General features: G+C 44.5%; 18 protein-coding genes and 2 pseudogenes. 14 read left to right on the top strand and 6 right to left on the bottom strand.

Translation table 11 applies throughout. The annotated features are described in order from the left end of the window. The 6 genes from SLS51_RS21605 to SLS51_RS21580 form a co-directional block, all read left to right on the top strand. Window positions 1-1,249: GspE/PulE family protein (locus SLS51_RS21605; protein ID WP_323840604.1), on the top strand; the 1,249-nt coding region annotated here is incomplete at its 5' end. Continuing rightward, window positions 1,242-2,240, top strand: a complete 999-nt coding sequence (locus SLS51_RS21600; protein ID WP_323840603.1) for a type II secretion system F family protein — start codon at window positions 1,242-1,244, stop codon at window positions 2,238-2,240. The genes SLS51_RS21605 and SLS51_RS21600, both read left to right, overlap by 8 nt. Before the next feature lie 68 nt (window positions 2,241-2,308). Further along, entirely contained in the window at window positions 2,309-2,911 is a 603-nt protein-coding gene (locus SLS51_RS21595) for a type 4 pilus major pilin (RefSeq protein WP_323840602.1), read from the top strand. Then, a complete protein-coding gene (locus SLS51_RS21590; protein WP_323840601.1) occupies window positions 2,912-3,577 on the top strand; it encodes a prepilin peptidase in 666 nt (221 codons plus the stop codon). A gap of 53 nt (window positions 3,578-3,630) precedes the next feature. Continuing rightward, window positions 3,631-4,812 carry a shufflon system plasmid conjugative transfer pilus tip adhesin PilV gene (gene pilV / locus SLS51_RS21585; protein ID WP_323840600.1) on the top strand — a complete coding sequence of 394 codons (1,182 nt, stop codon included), beginning with the start codon at window positions 3,631-3,633 and terminating at the stop codon, window positions 4,810-4,812. 66 nt (window positions 4,813-4,878) lie between these two features. Next, window positions 4,879-5,277 carry a hypothetical protein gene (locus tag SLS51_RS21580; protein ID WP_323840599.1) on the top strand — a complete coding sequence of 133 codons (399 nt, stop codon included), beginning with the start codon at window positions 4,879-4,881 and terminating at the stop codon, window positions 5,275-5,277. Window positions 5,278-5,523: 246 nt separating this feature from the next. On the opposite strand, the gene SLS51_RS21575 is transcribed toward SLS51_RS21580, so the two are convergent. From SLS51_RS21575 to SLS51_RS21555, 5 genes are all read right to left on the bottom strand, one after another. Next, window positions 5,524-5,805 carry a helix-turn-helix domain-containing protein gene (locus SLS51_RS21575; protein WP_021326512.1) on the bottom strand — a complete coding sequence of 94 codons (282 nt, stop codon included), beginning with the start codon at window positions 5,803-5,805 and terminating at the stop codon, window positions 5,524-5,526. Next, window positions 5,805-6,119: a type II toxin-antitoxin system RelE/ParE family toxin gene (locus tag SLS51_RS21570; protein ID WP_439126902.1), complete on the bottom strand. Its 315-nt coding sequence runs from the start codon at window positions 6,117-6,119 to the stop codon at window positions 5,805-5,807. Before SLS51_RS21570 ends, SLS51_RS21575 begins: the two co-directional genes overlap by 1 nt. A 365-nt stretch (window positions 6,120-6,484) precedes the next feature. Beyond that, on the bottom strand, window positions 6,485-6,946 hold the full coding sequence (locus tag SLS51_RS21565; RefSeq protein WP_323840606.1) for a recombinase family protein: 462 nt from the start codon (window positions 6,944-6,946) through the stop codon (window positions 6,485-6,487). Continuing rightward, window positions 6,843-7,139, bottom strand: a complete 297-nt coding sequence (locus tag SLS51_RS21560) for a recombinase family protein (protein ID WP_323840598.1) — start codon at window positions 7,137-7,139, stop codon at window positions 6,843-6,845. The genes SLS51_RS21565 and SLS51_RS21560 overlap by 104 nt, the downstream gene beginning before the upstream one ends. 111 nt (window positions 7,140-7,250) lie before the next feature. After that, window positions 7,251-7,796: a plasmid pRiA4b ORF-3 family protein gene (locus tag SLS51_RS21555; protein ID WP_323840605.1), complete on the bottom strand. Its 546-nt coding sequence runs from the start codon at window positions 7,794-7,796 to the stop codon at window positions 7,251-7,253. A 241-nt stretch (window positions 7,797-8,037) separates the two neighbouring features. On the opposite strand from SLS51_RS21555, the pseudogene SLS51_RS21550 reads away from it, so the two are divergent. From SLS51_RS21550 to SLS51_RS21525, 7 genes and pseudogenes are all read left to right on the top strand, one after another. After that, window positions 8,038-9,006, top strand: a pseudogene (locus tag SLS51_RS21550) (IS30 family transposase). 179 nt (window positions 9,007-9,185) lie between these two features. Further along, on the top strand, window positions 9,186-9,527 hold the full coding sequence (locus SLS51_RS21545) for a bleomycin resistance protein (RefSeq protein ID WP_021323994.1): 342 nt from the start codon (window positions 9,186-9,188) through the stop codon (window positions 9,525-9,527). Window positions 9,528-9,580: 53 nt separating this feature from the next. After that, complete coding sequence (locus tag SLS51_RS21540; RefSeq protein WP_323840597.1) at window positions 9,581-9,883, top strand: hypothetical protein; 303 nt, start codon at window positions 9,581-9,583, stop codon at window positions 9,881-9,883. A gap of 169 nt (window positions 9,884-10,052) precedes the next feature. Further along, window positions 10,053-10,337 (top strand): condensation domain-containing protein, encoded by a 285-nt coding sequence (locus SLS51_RS24295; RefSeq protein WP_369293956.1) that lies wholly within the window; start codon window positions 10,053-10,055, stop codon window positions 10,335-10,337. Then, window positions 10,259-10,672, top strand: a complete 414-nt coding sequence (locus SLS51_RS21535) for a group II intron maturase-specific domain-containing protein (protein WP_323840596.1) — start codon at window positions 10,259-10,261, stop codon at window positions 10,670-10,672. The genes SLS51_RS24295 and SLS51_RS21535 overlap by 79 nt, the downstream gene beginning before the upstream one ends. A 53-nt stretch (window positions 10,673-10,725) precedes the next feature. Next, the gene (locus SLS51_RS21530; RefSeq protein ID WP_323840595.1) at window positions 10,726-11,301 is read left to right on the top strand and encodes a group II intron maturase-specific domain-containing protein; all 576 of its coding nucleotides are present in this window, start codon (window positions 10,726-10,728) and stop codon (window positions 11,299-11,301) included. A 79-nt stretch (window positions 11,302-11,380) separates the two neighbouring features. After that, window positions 11,381-11,548 (top strand): annotated as a pseudogene (locus SLS51_RS21525) (IS982 family transposase); the annotation flags it as partial. 12 nt (window positions 11,549-11,560) lie between these two features. On the opposite strand, the gene SLS51_RS21520 reads toward SLS51_RS21525, so the two are convergent. Then, window positions 11,561-12,946 carry an MATE family efflux transporter gene (locus tag SLS51_RS21520; protein ID WP_323840594.1) on the bottom strand — a complete coding sequence of 462 codons (1,386 nt, stop codon included), beginning with the start codon at window positions 12,944-12,946 and terminating at the stop codon, window positions 11,561-11,563. 1,472 nt (window positions 12,947-14,418) lie between these two features. Here SLS51_RS21520 and SLS51_RS21515 point away from each other — a divergent pair. Further along, window positions 14,419-14,874, top strand: a complete 456-nt coding sequence (locus SLS51_RS21515; protein WP_323840593.1) for an ATP-binding cassette domain-containing protein — start codon at window positions 14,419-14,421, stop codon at window positions 14,872-14,874. Window positions 14,875-14,922: the final 48 nt, after the last annotated feature.

The following is a 14,922-nucleotide window of genomic DNA, read 5'->3' as shown; positions in this document are numbered from 1 at the left end:
AGATATCCATCTGACCATCAGTCCAGGGCTGACCCGAATTGAAATGCGTATTCACGGTGAGCTGGAAGTCGTCAATGAACTGTCGGAAGGGGAGGGAATGGCACTGGCATCCACGATCATCCTGTCGATGTGTGATGTCACTGAAACGCAATTTTTTCCCGGCCGTCAGCAGGACGGGAGGATTAAAGCGGATTTTCTGCGTCGGGTACATTTGTATGGCGCCCGGTACAGCCATACGCCAACCGCAGATGGGTTGTATGTTGTGATGCGTGTGATTGCTGATGATGGTGACAAAGTGCCTACACTGACACAATTAGGGTTTTTGCCTCAGCAAATCAAACTGATTTCTCGTATCTTGCGACTGCCGGAGGGCCTGATTGTGTTATCGGGGCCAACCGGTTCTGGGAAGTCCACGACATTACGCACTTTTTGTCGCCAGTATCTTGACAGGACAGGAGGTAAAAAGCGGTTATTGACCGTTGAAGATCCACCAGAAGGGCGGATTGCTGGTGCTATTCAAACGCCCATCGTATGTGACAAAAGTGATGAAGAGGCGGTCAGGCTTGCCTGGCACCGAGCGCTCACCTCTGCATTGCGTCTTGATCCTGATGCTGTTATGCCAGGCGAAATGCGTGACCTGACCTCTATGTTAACGGCCATTTATGCTGCGCAAACGGGACATAGTGTCATGACGACGCTGCATACCCATAGCGCAGTCGGTATTCCTGAGCGCATGATAACCATGGGGGTGAATGCAGGGCTGATTGCAGATGCACAACTGTTGATTGCGTTGATTAGTCAGCGTTTGGTACAGACATTATGTCCGCACTGTCGAGTACCTTGGGCACAGAAACAGGCTGTACTGGATGAGGAACAACGGGCTTATCTGATGCGTTATTGCCATGCTTCCGGTGTGTGTGGTGTGGAGAATTTATATTTTCGTCATCCTGAAGGATGTGAACATTGTTGCCAGACTATTGCCCTGAGCGGACGGGTTGTTAGCCGGGGAGTGACCGGTCGTAGCGTGGTGGCAGAAGTCATTAGACCCGATGCGCGATTTTTTACCTTGTTGATGACTGAAGGCAAAGAGGCCGCGAGACAACACTGGGTAGCGAACTTAGGCGGGATTACTCGTCGCCAGCATCTACTGCATAAGCTGAATGCCGGGCTGATTGATCCATTGGAAGCCGACTTAGTTTGTCCGCTGGATGAAGATGATTATTTGCTGATGGAGCAGTGTGATGCGTGAAATGTCATGGAGCAGGCGTCTGCGCTATGTGTTAGTTCGCCACACTTTCTTACCCAGTTATCGCATCATTTTCTATGAGGCGTTGCGTTTTCTACTGGAAAACAAGATACCGTTATTGAAAGCGTTGCGGCAGATACGTGATGTGTATACCCATTTCGATACCCATTGGCATCCATTTGCTGAACTCATTGACGATTGCATCTCGGCGCTCACTGATAACAGTCAAACTAATACCTTGGAACATGTGCTGGCTGCTTGGGGACCGGTAGAAGAGGCGGCGTTAATTAGTGCCGGTATGCGCAGCGGTCATTTGCCTGAAGCGCTGAGTCAGGCCATGACACTGATAGGTTGCCGTCAGCGTATTCTGATAGTGTCGCTCAGAATGATGATTTATCCCTTGCTGTTGGTGCTACTGATGGCGGGATTATTGGTGATCACCGCAACAGAATTGGTACCAACGCTAAGAAATATTGCCGATCCGGAAAACTGGCAGGGGGTGCTGGCATGGCTGAACGGGATGGCGACATTCTTTGAGCATGCTTTTCTGTGGTGTGGTGTCTTACTGCTCTCTTTTATTGTGGGCGTGGCGTATTCGCTCCCGCGGTGGGTCAACCGTCTGCGCCGCATAGCAGATCATCTTATCCCCTGGTCGATCTATAGCGATATTCAGGGCGCCATTTTTTTACTGAACATGGCTTCCCTTTTGCGTGCCCAGGTTCAGACGCTGGATGCATTAATTATCCTGCAACGCTTTGCATCTCCCTGGTTACAGATTCGTCTGGAGTCTATTGCTGATTGTGTCCGCGAAGGGGATGGTACTCCTGACATGATTGGACGCTATGGTGAGCGGTGGCTGGACCAAACCATCGTTCGGGTGAACAGGCGAGCCAATTTGGTTATGTTGTGTTCACTGTTGCTGGTTGTCGGGGCATTTATGTTGATCCTGCTGGCCGTCATGGAAATACAGAACATGGCTAACATCATGTCGTAATCCCCTTAAATTAAACTTCCTTTTAACGATTTTCTCCATAAAGAACCCTTCATATAAGGAATAAATCAATGCAATACATGATGATACAGAAACAAGACAGAATGGTCCGCGCTCCTGAACGGGGTTGGGCTATTTTGGAAAATGGGGCGGTGGCTCTGGTTGTGATTGCCGTGATTACTGTGGTTTTGGGGGGGATTTATATGTTGTATGACCGTAAGGATGCGGTTGTGGAAACAACGAATCTGCAAACTATCATCTCCAGTACTCAGGGGTTAATGAAGGGCAGCGGCGGGTATGAATTTAGTCATGCAGACAAGATGACCGGTGTCTTGATTCAGTTGGGTGGCGTGCCGAAGAGTATGACGGTTCGCGGCGATACAACTGTCGGTAATGCCACGCTGTGGAATACATGGGGTGGTCAGGTTAAGGTCGGACCGAGCAGCACGGGGGGATTTAATAATGGGTTCACGGTAACTTACGAGAGAGTCCCGCAGTCTGCCTGTGTTTCATTAGCGACTGGGATGAGCCGGGGAGGAAGTGCGTCAGAGATTACTATTAATAATACTCATCACGCTGATGGCAAGGTCACACTGGAAAGTGCCAGTACAGAATGCACAAGGAACAACGGTCGTACCGGGACCAATAAACTGATCTTTACGATTAATGGTTAAATGAAGACACTGATTGCGGTTAGCTTTCCTACAGAATATACCCCTCTGGTTATGATGACGTTATTTGTCATCGGATGCGTGCTGCTTAGTCCGGTGAGTAAATTTTTGCAGGAATACGGTCTGTTGATGTGTTCAGTGCATCCGGTACCACGAATGGCTATCTGTTTGTACGTGGTGTCGGGCACATTGATGTTGTTATCACCAGCGCCGCTGATGGAGCGGATAGCCGCACTGTTGCTGCTGAGTTTTTTGCTGCAATTATCGGTTATGGATGTTTTGAGTGGCTGGCTTCCTCGTCAGTTTACATTGGCTTGTCTGGTGTCCGGTGTATTGATCAATATTTCGTTGCCGTCAGTATCAATAACTCTTTTGGCTACGGTGCTTATGCTTGCTGGGATGGGAGTGTTACGCGAGCTGATGAACCGGCACGCTCAATGTGAAGTGCTGGGGATGGGGGATGTCTGGCTGATGGGGGCACTGTGTGCCTGGCTGACAGGGTTACCGGCACTGATAGGCTACATGATCGGTCTATCCAGTTTCGTGCTGTGGCATTTGGCACAATTACCTCATCAAGGTACGAAAGGCGGGCCACTGGGGCCTTGGCTTAGTTTGGGGAGTGTGGTCATGTTGTTGGAACGATTATATCAGCCAATATGGGTAATCTAATAGTGACAGAAAAAGAGGGTTGTGGCGGGGGCAGAGGACCGGATAGGGGATATATGATGCTGGGCACTGCTGCCGGACTTATGATATTGCTGGTACGGTCGGCGTTGGGAACCCGCATTTACAACGATTATCTGACAGAGAAGTCTTGGCAGGTCATGGCGGCGCAAAGCAATCGTTTCAGTGCCGCGTCGAAAGCTTATATTGGCCGTTATTATGATAGGTTGCGGAATTCAGCAACGACAACCCAACCGGTGATGATCACCCCGGATATGTTGAGAAAAACGGGGATGTTGCCATCCGGATTCAAAGACACCAACAGTTCAGGACAGCGCTATCAGACCGCTGTAGTGTGCAATACCCAGGATCCGGCACTATTGCAGGCAATAGTAGTGACACAAGAAGGGAGTCCATTACCTTATAAAGCCCTGCGCCTGATATCGATGGATATCTCTACCGGATTGGGGGGATATATTCGGGATGGAAAGACGGCTACCGGCGCAATGAGCACATGGACAGTGCCTTTAAAGGATTTTGGGATAAACAGTGGTGAAGGTCACCTGGCCGTGTTATTGAGCGCAGATGAGTTATCTACTGCTCGTGAGGAGAGAGATCGATTGTACCGTTTTGCTGTCCCCGGTCGTCCGGAGCTGAACAAAATGCATACTGACATTAATATGGGAGGCAACAACCTGAACAATACGGCTACCGTGAATGCACAGGCTGGTCATTTCAGTGGCGATATCCGGGCGAATGCCGGCCAGTTTCAGGGGGAGATTCGTAGCCACGATGGCTGGGTTGTGACGACAAAGAATAAAGGCTGGTTAAATGAAACCTATGGTGGTGGTTGGATGATGTCAGACAGTAACTGGCTTCGCAGCGTCAATAATAAAAGCATTTATACGCAGGGACAAATCAAAGGCGGTACCCTTCGGGCTGATGGTCGTCTGTCGACAGGGGAGTTTTTACAACTTGATAAAGTAGCTGTGGCGGGTACGGCCTGTTTACCCAACGGATTGATTAGCCGCGACAGCAAAGGTGCCATACTGTCCTGCCAGTCCGGTCTGTGGACAAAAGCAGACGCCACCTTGCAGCAGAATCAATGTTATCAGGATGGAAACTGGGGCGGACGTGATTTCGCTGAACACCGATGTAAGCCCGGATATTATGCGGCGGGACTTAAATTTGTGGGTCACCAAAGGAGCGAATCAGCTTATGTCATTACCTGCTGTAAATAAAAACGTAACATGTGCGTATATCTGATTTTTATTTTGGTGGTTTTGTGTTGTCCTTGCTTTGCATTGGTGAGTAGATTAACGCCTTGGCGGGGATTTATCTGTTCGGGTTTCCGACACAGGAAAAAACGATATTACGTCATTCATCTGTCCCCGACTGACAGGATAGGGCGTCTGACGCGAAGCCGAACCCGGTGTTTTCATGCGGCATTTGTTCGCGAACTTGAGGGGGCATTTTTGCGGGCAGACAGGGATATTCTGTTTCGTTCTCATTTGATGCGGCCTGCTCAGATACAGCTGGCCTGTTCGGTTCTGGCACGTTATCCAACATGGCGTTACCGGATGGTTAACGTGGTTATCCCTCGCAGGGAGCGAACAGGAATTACATTACAAAACTTACTGTATGAGTGGCGTTATACTCCGACGGCTGCCCGTGGTGTTATGGTGGTGGTGAAGCTGGAAAAATAACATTTTATGTTAGAGAGCATGAAATTGTGTGGGGCACTACATTGGTGTTTATGCTGCTATAGCTAATGCAGAACCATCAACCGTACTCCGGCTAGCTCATTAATTCTGATGCGGGGAGCATTTAAATGATTGCCCCACGGATTTTTATGCTCTCCAATATATTGAATTTCCTGTAGAACTTTATAAAAGTTATAATTTTTTCTTAATTAATGCTAATGTATGCATACATTAGCATTAATTGGCTATTCAGTAGAGGACGATGACAGGCTTTTTAATACCACAGGCGTGAGCGTAACGGGTCAGCGTATCGATGCTGGCTTTCGTGATGTTATTTTCCATGCGGGAAATAACCGGAGGTGTAACCCCCATCCGTTCAGCGACCTGAGCTTTTGTCAGATTGTCATGTTTGCGCCATTCCGCAAGCAGCTCTCTGAGCTTCTCCTTGCGTTCTTCCTCATGCCATGCAGCACGATATTTGTCATCCTGCATCCACTCGTTATGCAGTTCTTTATGACTTACCAGTTTCATTAATTGAGTACCTCCGCTAACCGCTTTTTGGCGAGTTCGATTTCTTTCGCTGGCGTTTTCTGTGACTTTTTGATGAAAACCCGGAGCATGATGATTGTATTGCCTTTATGATATACCCAGATACCTCTGGCTATGTCCGTTCCCATTGTGCGGATCTCAAAAAGTCCATCGCACAGGGGCTTAGTGTCCGGTTCCCGCAATAATCGCGCGTCAGATTCAAGCTTACCGATAAGTCGGTCAAATTTAACCCGAATCCTCACGGGCAATGCCGTGGCTTCTTCCCTAGCTTCCGGGTGATAAACTACGTTAAACATATGGCCTCTCTTTTCTAATTATATTAGTGTATAGGCTAATAAATGGCAATGAAAATTAACCTGTAAGCTAATTTAAATCAGAGGGGTAACAAATTATGAGGACTGTATCCCCAGTTAAATATTATAAGGGTGAGGGATTTGTTGAGCGCAAGGTTGAACTCGACGATCAGGACATCGAGGAAATTATTCAGGACTGACTAATCGAATCTCTGATTCTTTTTTTGTTTCACGATAGGTAGTGCTCTTTCGAACTTGTCCATAATGCTTAACACCCATTTGCTACGCTTGCTAGTTACGGCCCCATCAACAGCGAGTTTTAACGCCATCACTGAAACAGCCATACCGTTTCAATGCGTCGATGTAAATTATTTCCTGCGTCCTGCCTTTGGAGCACTGATTGTCACCTGATCTAGAAGCGGAAGTCTTTCTTCTTCTGGTATCAGCATTAATGCCAGGATACTGGCTCTAAGCACATTAGTTTGTGTATACCGATCAAGGACTTTACCATCAGACATAAGTGTATTGATCATATCCGATTCTTCTTCAGTGCAGTTGAGTAAAATTTTACGTATATCCGCAGGCGGTCGACTAGTGCGTTCTCCGTGCTGTTTTTTAGCCGAGATCCCTTCGGCTTGTCTTTCCCGAATTAATGCCTGCTCAAACTGGCTGAATGCAGACACCATATGCAGTTGCAGCTCCTGCATGGGAGTTTCCTCGCCAGCACTAAACGTGAGCTGTTCTTTTAGAAAGATCAGTGTAATACCTTGCTGACGTAAACGCAGGGGCAGGGCACACATATCCATCATAATTGCGGCATAGCCGGTCAATGGAGTGAACAATAATGGTGTCGCCTGTTCTGACCTGTTTAAGCATTTCCTGAAGTTGTGGCCGGTTGATGTCTTTAGCACTGGCCTGTTCGAGATAAATTTTGTCAATTTCAATCCTGGATGCAGACAGCGCTTCTTTCTGGCGTTCAACATGCTGATCAACAGAACTCACCCGGATGTAGGTATAGTGCATATCAGCCTCAAAACATAACAAAGAATTATAGAATAATCTATAAAGCCCACTTTTCCGATGTTTACAGAGCGCAATTGACTTATTTTAAATACGAACTGAAAAGGTATACCTTTATAGAGTCCAGTCTAAGCCTTGCGAATAGTTAGGCGTGTAAAAATCATAGTTCTTTAATAACCCGTTAAGTCGATGGCGGTTAAACTTGACGCGATTGAACTCGTCGATGAATGCTTGGATGTCGCCAAACGTTGTATCGTCATTACTTTCGACAATAGCTTCTAAGAGCTTCAATGTTGCTTCGGCTTCATCATATTGGGTGCCATCAGGCATACCTTGTCCACTGAGACAGAGAGGCGTACTTTTATTTGAGTCAGATTCAATTGCTTCGATACGGATATCCAGTAGCCAATGCCGATAGAAATCGTACTCATAAGTGAATTTATCACGGTTTTCGAAATGAAAAGACGCAAGTGAAACAGCCCAGGGATCATCATAAAAACTGAGGCCGCCTTTATAGTAGATACCATAGTCTTTACCGTAGATATGAAAGGTATGGAGATGGCCATTATCCCAGCCGAAAGCAAATTGCAGTAGAAAATGAAAGGCTCCTAATGACATATCGCTCTTCATTCGAAAACGTCGCCAGAGCATAGGGCTGATATCTCGAATGGCGGCTTGGGCATAACTTTCCTTTCATCATGATGATAAATCGAACGATCATATTAATTGGTTACAGGAATACCCCATACTTTTTTATGCTCTTCAATCCATGCTAGGTAAAAATGCTATATTCATAGTAAATCATATTTAATAATTGGCGGATTCGACTAATAAGCGCAATTTTTCAGAAAGGCGGTCAGTTGCTATAGTAGGCATCTTTCCCGCCACAGGAGAATGCGCTATGGCCTATACACAACTGACCGAGACAGAAAGATATCAGATTTCCAGTTTAAAAACAGCGGGGTTTTCACCGCTTTTCATTGCTGAGTCACTTAAGCGAAGTCCGTCGACCATCAGCAGAGAATTGAAAAGAAATCAGGAAGCTCAGGCATACTGCCCTAAACAGGCTCATTTGAAGGGATTAGCTCGTCGTCATTTTGCGAAGAAAGCCGTGAAAATAACGCCGGAAGTCGAAAAATGGATAAAACGGTTAATTTGGAAAGATTTAAGCCCTGAACAAGTGGCTGATTATTTGAAGCGACATAAAGGGATATCTTTGCATCATGAGACGATTTATAGGCTGATTTATCAAGATAAAAGAGAGGGAGGTGATTTATGGCAACATCTCCGGATTGCCAGAAAACCTTATCGCAAACGCTATGGTCGCTATGAAAGAAGAGGCAAAATTAAAAACCGGGTCAGTATTGATGTTCGCCCGGAAATCGTTGATAAAAAAGGCCGTATTGGCGACTGGGAAGGGGATACGATAATGGGGAAAGATAAAAAAAGTGCCTTATTAACCCTGGTTGACCGCAAAACGCTGTATACCATTATTGTTAAACTTGATAGCAAGCAGGCCTCAGAAGTCGCAAAAGCGGTAGTGAAAGTATTATACCCATTAAAACAACGGGTTAAGACCATCACATTCGATAACGGTTTGGAGTTCGCAGCTCATGAAATCATGAGTAAGAAATGAGAAACCCAAATTTATTTTGCTCCCCCTTACTCGCCCTGGGAAAGAGGGATAAATGAGAATATCAATGGACTAATCAGACAATACTTTCCAAAGGGAACTGATTTTAATGAAGTCTCTGATCAGGAAATAAATTTTGTGGTAAACCGATTAAATAATCGCCCCCGAAAAACACGGGGAGGGAAAACACCGAATGAATTATTTAAAGGAATACGAACATGTTTACTTCCGGATTAACGATGTTGCACTTATTATGTGAATCCAAGATTTATTGTTAATTCCTCATGATTTTAGGAGGTATTGTTGAATCTATTTTTATAGTCATATTACTTATTTAATGAGAGTAACGTACAGTGATTTGTCAGGCAATCCTGTATGAGCGTTTAAAAATTATATATAAATAAAAGGGAAAATGTATGAGCGATTGGGAGGCTGTCCCTGTATTGGCTGCATTGGATCTAGATGAATTGGTTGACTTTTATACAAGTAAACTTGGGTTCCATTGCGACAATTTTGTTCCTAATGAATATGCGATAATTAGCAGAGGGGAAGCTGAAATCCATTTTTGGGCATGTAACGATAAGTACATTGCAGAGAACACTTCTTGCTATATTTTCGTGAAAGATATCCAAAGTGTGTTTCAAGAACTACAAGCGCAGACAGAAGTCTCTCCGCTTGCGGAAACTCCATGGGGCATGTTGGAGTTCCACCTAATTGATCCAAGTGGAAATTTACTTAAATTTGGGCAGCCAGTTTAGCTGTTTAACGTTCTCCCCAACTCCTGTTTATTCAAAGTATATGGACATCGGACTTGAAAAATCCATTCAAATGTATGGCTTCTTTTTCCGCTGAAAAGAAGATAGAAATTGCTAGAAAAGTCAAGCAACTAAGTAGCGCAAGCAACACTGAGCAGAGTAAAAAAGAAAGGCATGCTGATGAAAAGGAGGGAGGAGAATCATTCATAGAGTGGTTGAAACTTCATCAGGAAAATAACAATGGAAATCAAAAAGAAGAAGCTCTGTCCCCTGTTACAAGTTCTCAGTTAAGGCTGTGGTATCTGAGTCAGATAAGCGACACCCATTCTATTGCCTACAATATTCCTGTTGCACTGTAGATAATAGGCAGTCTTGATGTTGCCAAGTTAAAGCAAAGTTTTGTAAAACTGGTTGAACGCCATGCATGCCTGAGAACGTGCTTTCCGGTGTTCGACGGCATTCCTTCTCAATGTGTCCTGGAGCAATTACAACCTGTTTTTATACAAAGTGTAAAAAACACATGAAGAGGTGACTGACTACATACACAAGCGGGTAAAGATACCATTTGATTTGGAAAACGGCTCCTTGTTTAGGGTGCAATTGATGAATCTATCCAACACCGAACATCTACTGCTGGTGTGCTTTCACCATATTATTGCCGATGGATGGTCAGTTTCAATTCTCGTTAGAGATCTCGTCGCACTCTTTACCGATGAACGAAAGCATAAAAAACCGTGGGGCAATCATTTAAATGCTCCCGTTTGTCGAAGAATCGTTGGGGTAAGACCTTCGTTAACTTCAGTCCGGCGATAAGTGCCAGGGCAGGGAAAGCAATCCGTCAGGAGGTAAGGAGCTGGAAGCTGCAAAATCGCAGTGACAAGTCACTTTACGATCTGGCGCATATGTTTAACGCCAAAATCAGAGGCTGGGTAAATTATTACGGTGCATTTTATAAGTCGGCACTGTACCCAACGCTGAGGCAGATCGATCGCAAACTCGTGTTATGGCTGACCCGCAAACATAAGCGTCTCCGTGGCCATAGACGACGAGCCAGCCACTGGCTGGCGAGGGTGGCGCGGAAGGAAACGAAGTTGTTTGCCCACTGGCCGCTACTATGGGGGCGGGCTTCAATGGGAAGAGCCGGATGAGCTGAGAGGTTCACGTCCGGTTCCGTGAGCGCCTGAGGGGGAGGTTCCTTCGGGTGACTCGACGACTGGTTCACTGCCAGAGTGAAGCGCAGGCCAGAGAAATCTGGCAAATGCTGGAACACCGTTTCAGGGAATGTGGACTGTTACTGCATCCGGACAAAACCCGGATTGCTTACTGTAAGGACGTTGAACGAAAGGGAAAATATGAACAGACCAGTTTTGATTTTCTGGGATATACCTTCAGACCAAGGTTGGTCAAGAATCGTAAAAGAAACAGTTTGTTTGTGAGTTTTACACCGGCAGTCAGCAAAGCGGCCCAAAAAGCCATGAGATTCAAAATCCGTAAGTTGAAGATCCGAATGCGGACAGAACTGAACCTGATACAGATGGCAAACTGGCTAAACCCCATGATAAATGGCTGGTTGAACTATTATGGTCAATTTTGTCGATCGGAACTGTATAAGGTTTTCAGGCAACTCAACAAAGCGCTGGTGCGCTGGGTTAGACGAAAGTTCAAGGCATTGAGCAGACACAAAACCCAAGCCTCAAAACTTCTTCAAAGGATTGCAAAGGAGCATAAGGGGTTGTTTGCCCATTGGCGAGCAGGAATGACAGGCGTGTTTGCTTGATGGGAGCGGTATGAGTCGAGAGGCTCACGTACCGTTCTGCGAGAGGCTGCGGGGGCAGTTCCCGCGGCCTACTCACCCCATCAATGATCAGTTAAAGAATATTTCTCAGATAGAATACTCACGGCACCGTAGCCTACAGGGATTCATGTTGAATGTGTTAGAAGGGCTAATCGTTTATTGTTTCAAAGAGAACAAACCGCCACTGAATATCTCCCGCTCAGAAATGGATAGGTTAGTGACGGCTTAACTATAGGGAAGGTTAATTATTAAACGATTTGCCAAGTGTTTTGCTATGCGCCACATCGGCAGTTTTACGAAAAAACCGCACCATCATCAGAATTGCCCCGAGTAAAAATGTAATAAGGAGGCCAAGATTAATACCTTGCTGGCCTTGTTTTAAAGGAAAAGCCAGCAAATAAGAAAAAGGAAAACCGAATATCCAGAGCAATCCCATATTAACCCACATCGGATACCAGACGTCTCTCAAACCACGTAATACTGCCATCAGTAAGTTACGCACAGCATCAGCAATTTGAGAAAAAGCAACGATAGCCAGCATGACCTTCGCCACCCCTATAAGGGCCGCATTTTCCTCTGCCCCCAGATTGATATACAAACCGATAATAGCAAGTGGATTTAGCAAATATACAATTGCGATAGCTATCATGCAGCTGAGTACCAGCACCAGACCGACATGACCAATCTTCCTTATCAGATTATATTCACCATTGCCAACCGTATAACTGACCAAAATCGTACAAGCCTGTCCTATTCCCATAGGAATCATTAGAGCAACGGTGGAACACTGGATCAATATCTGTTGAACACTCAAAGCACCCACACCGAGCCAACCGACCATAATGTTAATCGCACTAAAAATCAGTAGTTCGCTGGCAAACTGTATTGTAATAGGAAAACCAATGTGAAAAAAAGCCACCAATCGTGCTGGATCCCATAGTACCCTGAAATCAAACAAATGGTAATTAGTAAAACTTTTAGCAAAGTATAAATAAATAAAAACACCAATCGCGAGAGTCCAGTTAGCAATTGATATACTATAGGCCCAGCCAGCCATTCCCAATGTAGGCAAACCAGCGTAACCATAAATTAAAGCATAGCCAAGCAATATCGTGAAACCCAAATTCAGTGCGCTTAATACCACGACAAGATATCCTTTCTTAATAGGAAAAAACATCTGATGACAACTTGCCAATAGTAAAGAAGGAATTACACTCCATGCCATTGCGCGAAAATAAGGATCAATCAGCGGCACTAACTCAATAGGCTGATGCATCCATACTAGCAATTTCGTTAAGTTCCAGAAGACCAACGAACTAATAACACCGAGAACAATACTAATTAACCAAGCCTGCCGGATTTCCATGCCAATTTCGCGAAGCTTATACTGTCCATAACAACGACTAACAGTGATACCGACCGCTAGCAACGGCGACATGGTAACAACCATTATAGTGCTACTCAATGCAGCTACTAGTGCACTAGCAGCCAACTCTTGCTTGCCAAGATGAGCAATAAACAACATACCGATAAAACCCACAGCGATATAGAGAATGCGTACACTTAAAATTGGTGTAGCTAGTTTCACAATTTCCTTAAAGTAAAAAAAATTATTCTTTGTTTGCATACTTACTCCTAATTCATCACATTTTAATTATTTGCTCCAAGTAACGAACTACGACTGAATTCGCATCCATCAAGGGGAAACTCATACTACACCACTATTCGACTATATTTGCTACGCAGGCCCAACCATTTCTTGATAATAAATTCTGAAACCTCAACAGTGGTACGGAGTCCGATTAAAATGCTCCTACTAGCCGATCGCCCTAAATCCTAAACTATGAATCCTCTATCCCAAAAACCCATAAATAAATTCCTCTAAATAGAGTACATAGACAATAACCCAATACAAGTAATGATTTTTTTACTGACAGTATAGCTACAAACATATATTCGATTTCAGAGAGCCCCGATGATTATCCGCATTTTTTGCCCTCACTATTTCAATAGCTTGGAAAAGATGAATAGTTCACAAAGTTCACTCCTTTACAGGATATGGGGCCTTTCAGCCCATGTTATAACCTGTTACATCGGTCATCCGGTATTTTACTCACCCGATAAATGACTGAATGGTCACCGTGGATAACGTGTTGTGATACCCAATAAGTTGATTTTCCACCACCGTTCTCTTTGGGAGCCTACCCTAGGTAATTGGCAAAATGACGGCTATTTCTGAATTCAGAACCGTTACTCAAGACTTTCATGGTCGATCACACGCCAGGAAATCACTACCGAGTATCTTCCTGTTGTAAATTGAGTTGATGTAAGCTGCTTATCCAATGGTTAAAGCTTTACTGGCTTTTAAAATGGCATGCTACTGCTCTAAATACCTGTCCGTCTAATAGGTGAATCTTCTGTATGTGATGGTTTCACACTATCTGAACTGTCAGAATCTCGGGGATTGCTGCAGTTGGTACTATCAATATTGCATGCAGACTTCAGTCTGTTGGACAACAATATATATGAGGTAGAGTTGCTTGTATCAAAACCAGACTCAGGGAGGGATTCTATTTTGTATAAAAATCAATTGCCATACAGACATTGATAATTTCGCATATTCAATATAATTTTATTAATAGGTTTTGATATTTCTCTTTATGTTTATTGAGTATGTAAAGCGTTATTTTTACCCATAGTAACCACATTAAAAATGTGAGATCTGGCCCTAAAACCAAATTAAATTACTATTGCTAATTGAGTTCGCTTGGTTAGATGGCTGGGTGGCAGTTGACTCACGATAGCGTAATGTGACAAACAACACGAAATAGTTTTTGCTAATATATAGCATCTAATGTTATTGCCGTCAGGTCATAACATATTATAAAAGTAGTAGTAAGTGTGGTTTTCGGCTTTTATGTGTGCCTAAAGGTTGTAATGGGCATAAACATTACTGTACATGTGATGACGGATAAGTGCTGATCGTTTTTCTATCCATTTTGCGGAATGCCTTGATTCTAGCTCCAGCTCCTCTGTTTGGTGTTCTGTAGGTCGGGCGATCCTACCACTTTTTACTTATTACTGGGAGCATTCATATATATGATTCAACTACATGATCTTGGTGTTTCTTTTCCCCATAAAATCTGCTTCTCTGAATTTAATGCCATTATCAAAAGGGGGCAACGTATTGCGATTGTCGGAGACAATGGCTGTGGTAAGTCGTCACTCTTACGAATTTTATATGGCAGCTTGGAGCCAAGTGAAGGAAAAGTCATTACAGATTTGGAACTTAATATTGGTTATGTTGCTCAGGAGCATGGGGACAAAGATGGCTTAAGTGGAGGACAACGTGTAAATCAGGCATTAAGTCAGGCAATGGCCAATGCATCCGATGTATTATTGTTAGATGAACCAACTAATCATCTTGATGATGGTAATCTCCGCTCGTTATCTCGCATGTTGCAGAGATCACATAACAATATCAGTATCGTGCTAGGGGCTGTTGATGTTTTAAAGTCATTATTCAATCAACCCACATCGGCAACCAGACAATGATGAATGCGAGTGCCACCATACTGGTATAATTCCGTTCAAGTTTATCGT

The organism is Photorhabdus africana, from assembly GCF_035181445.1.
Taxonomy (GTDB): Bacteria; Pseudomonadota; Gammaproteobacteria; order Enterobacterales; family Enterobacteriaceae; genus Photorhabdus; species Photorhabdus laumondii.
This window is presented reverse-complemented; position numbering and strand designations above follow the sequence as displayed.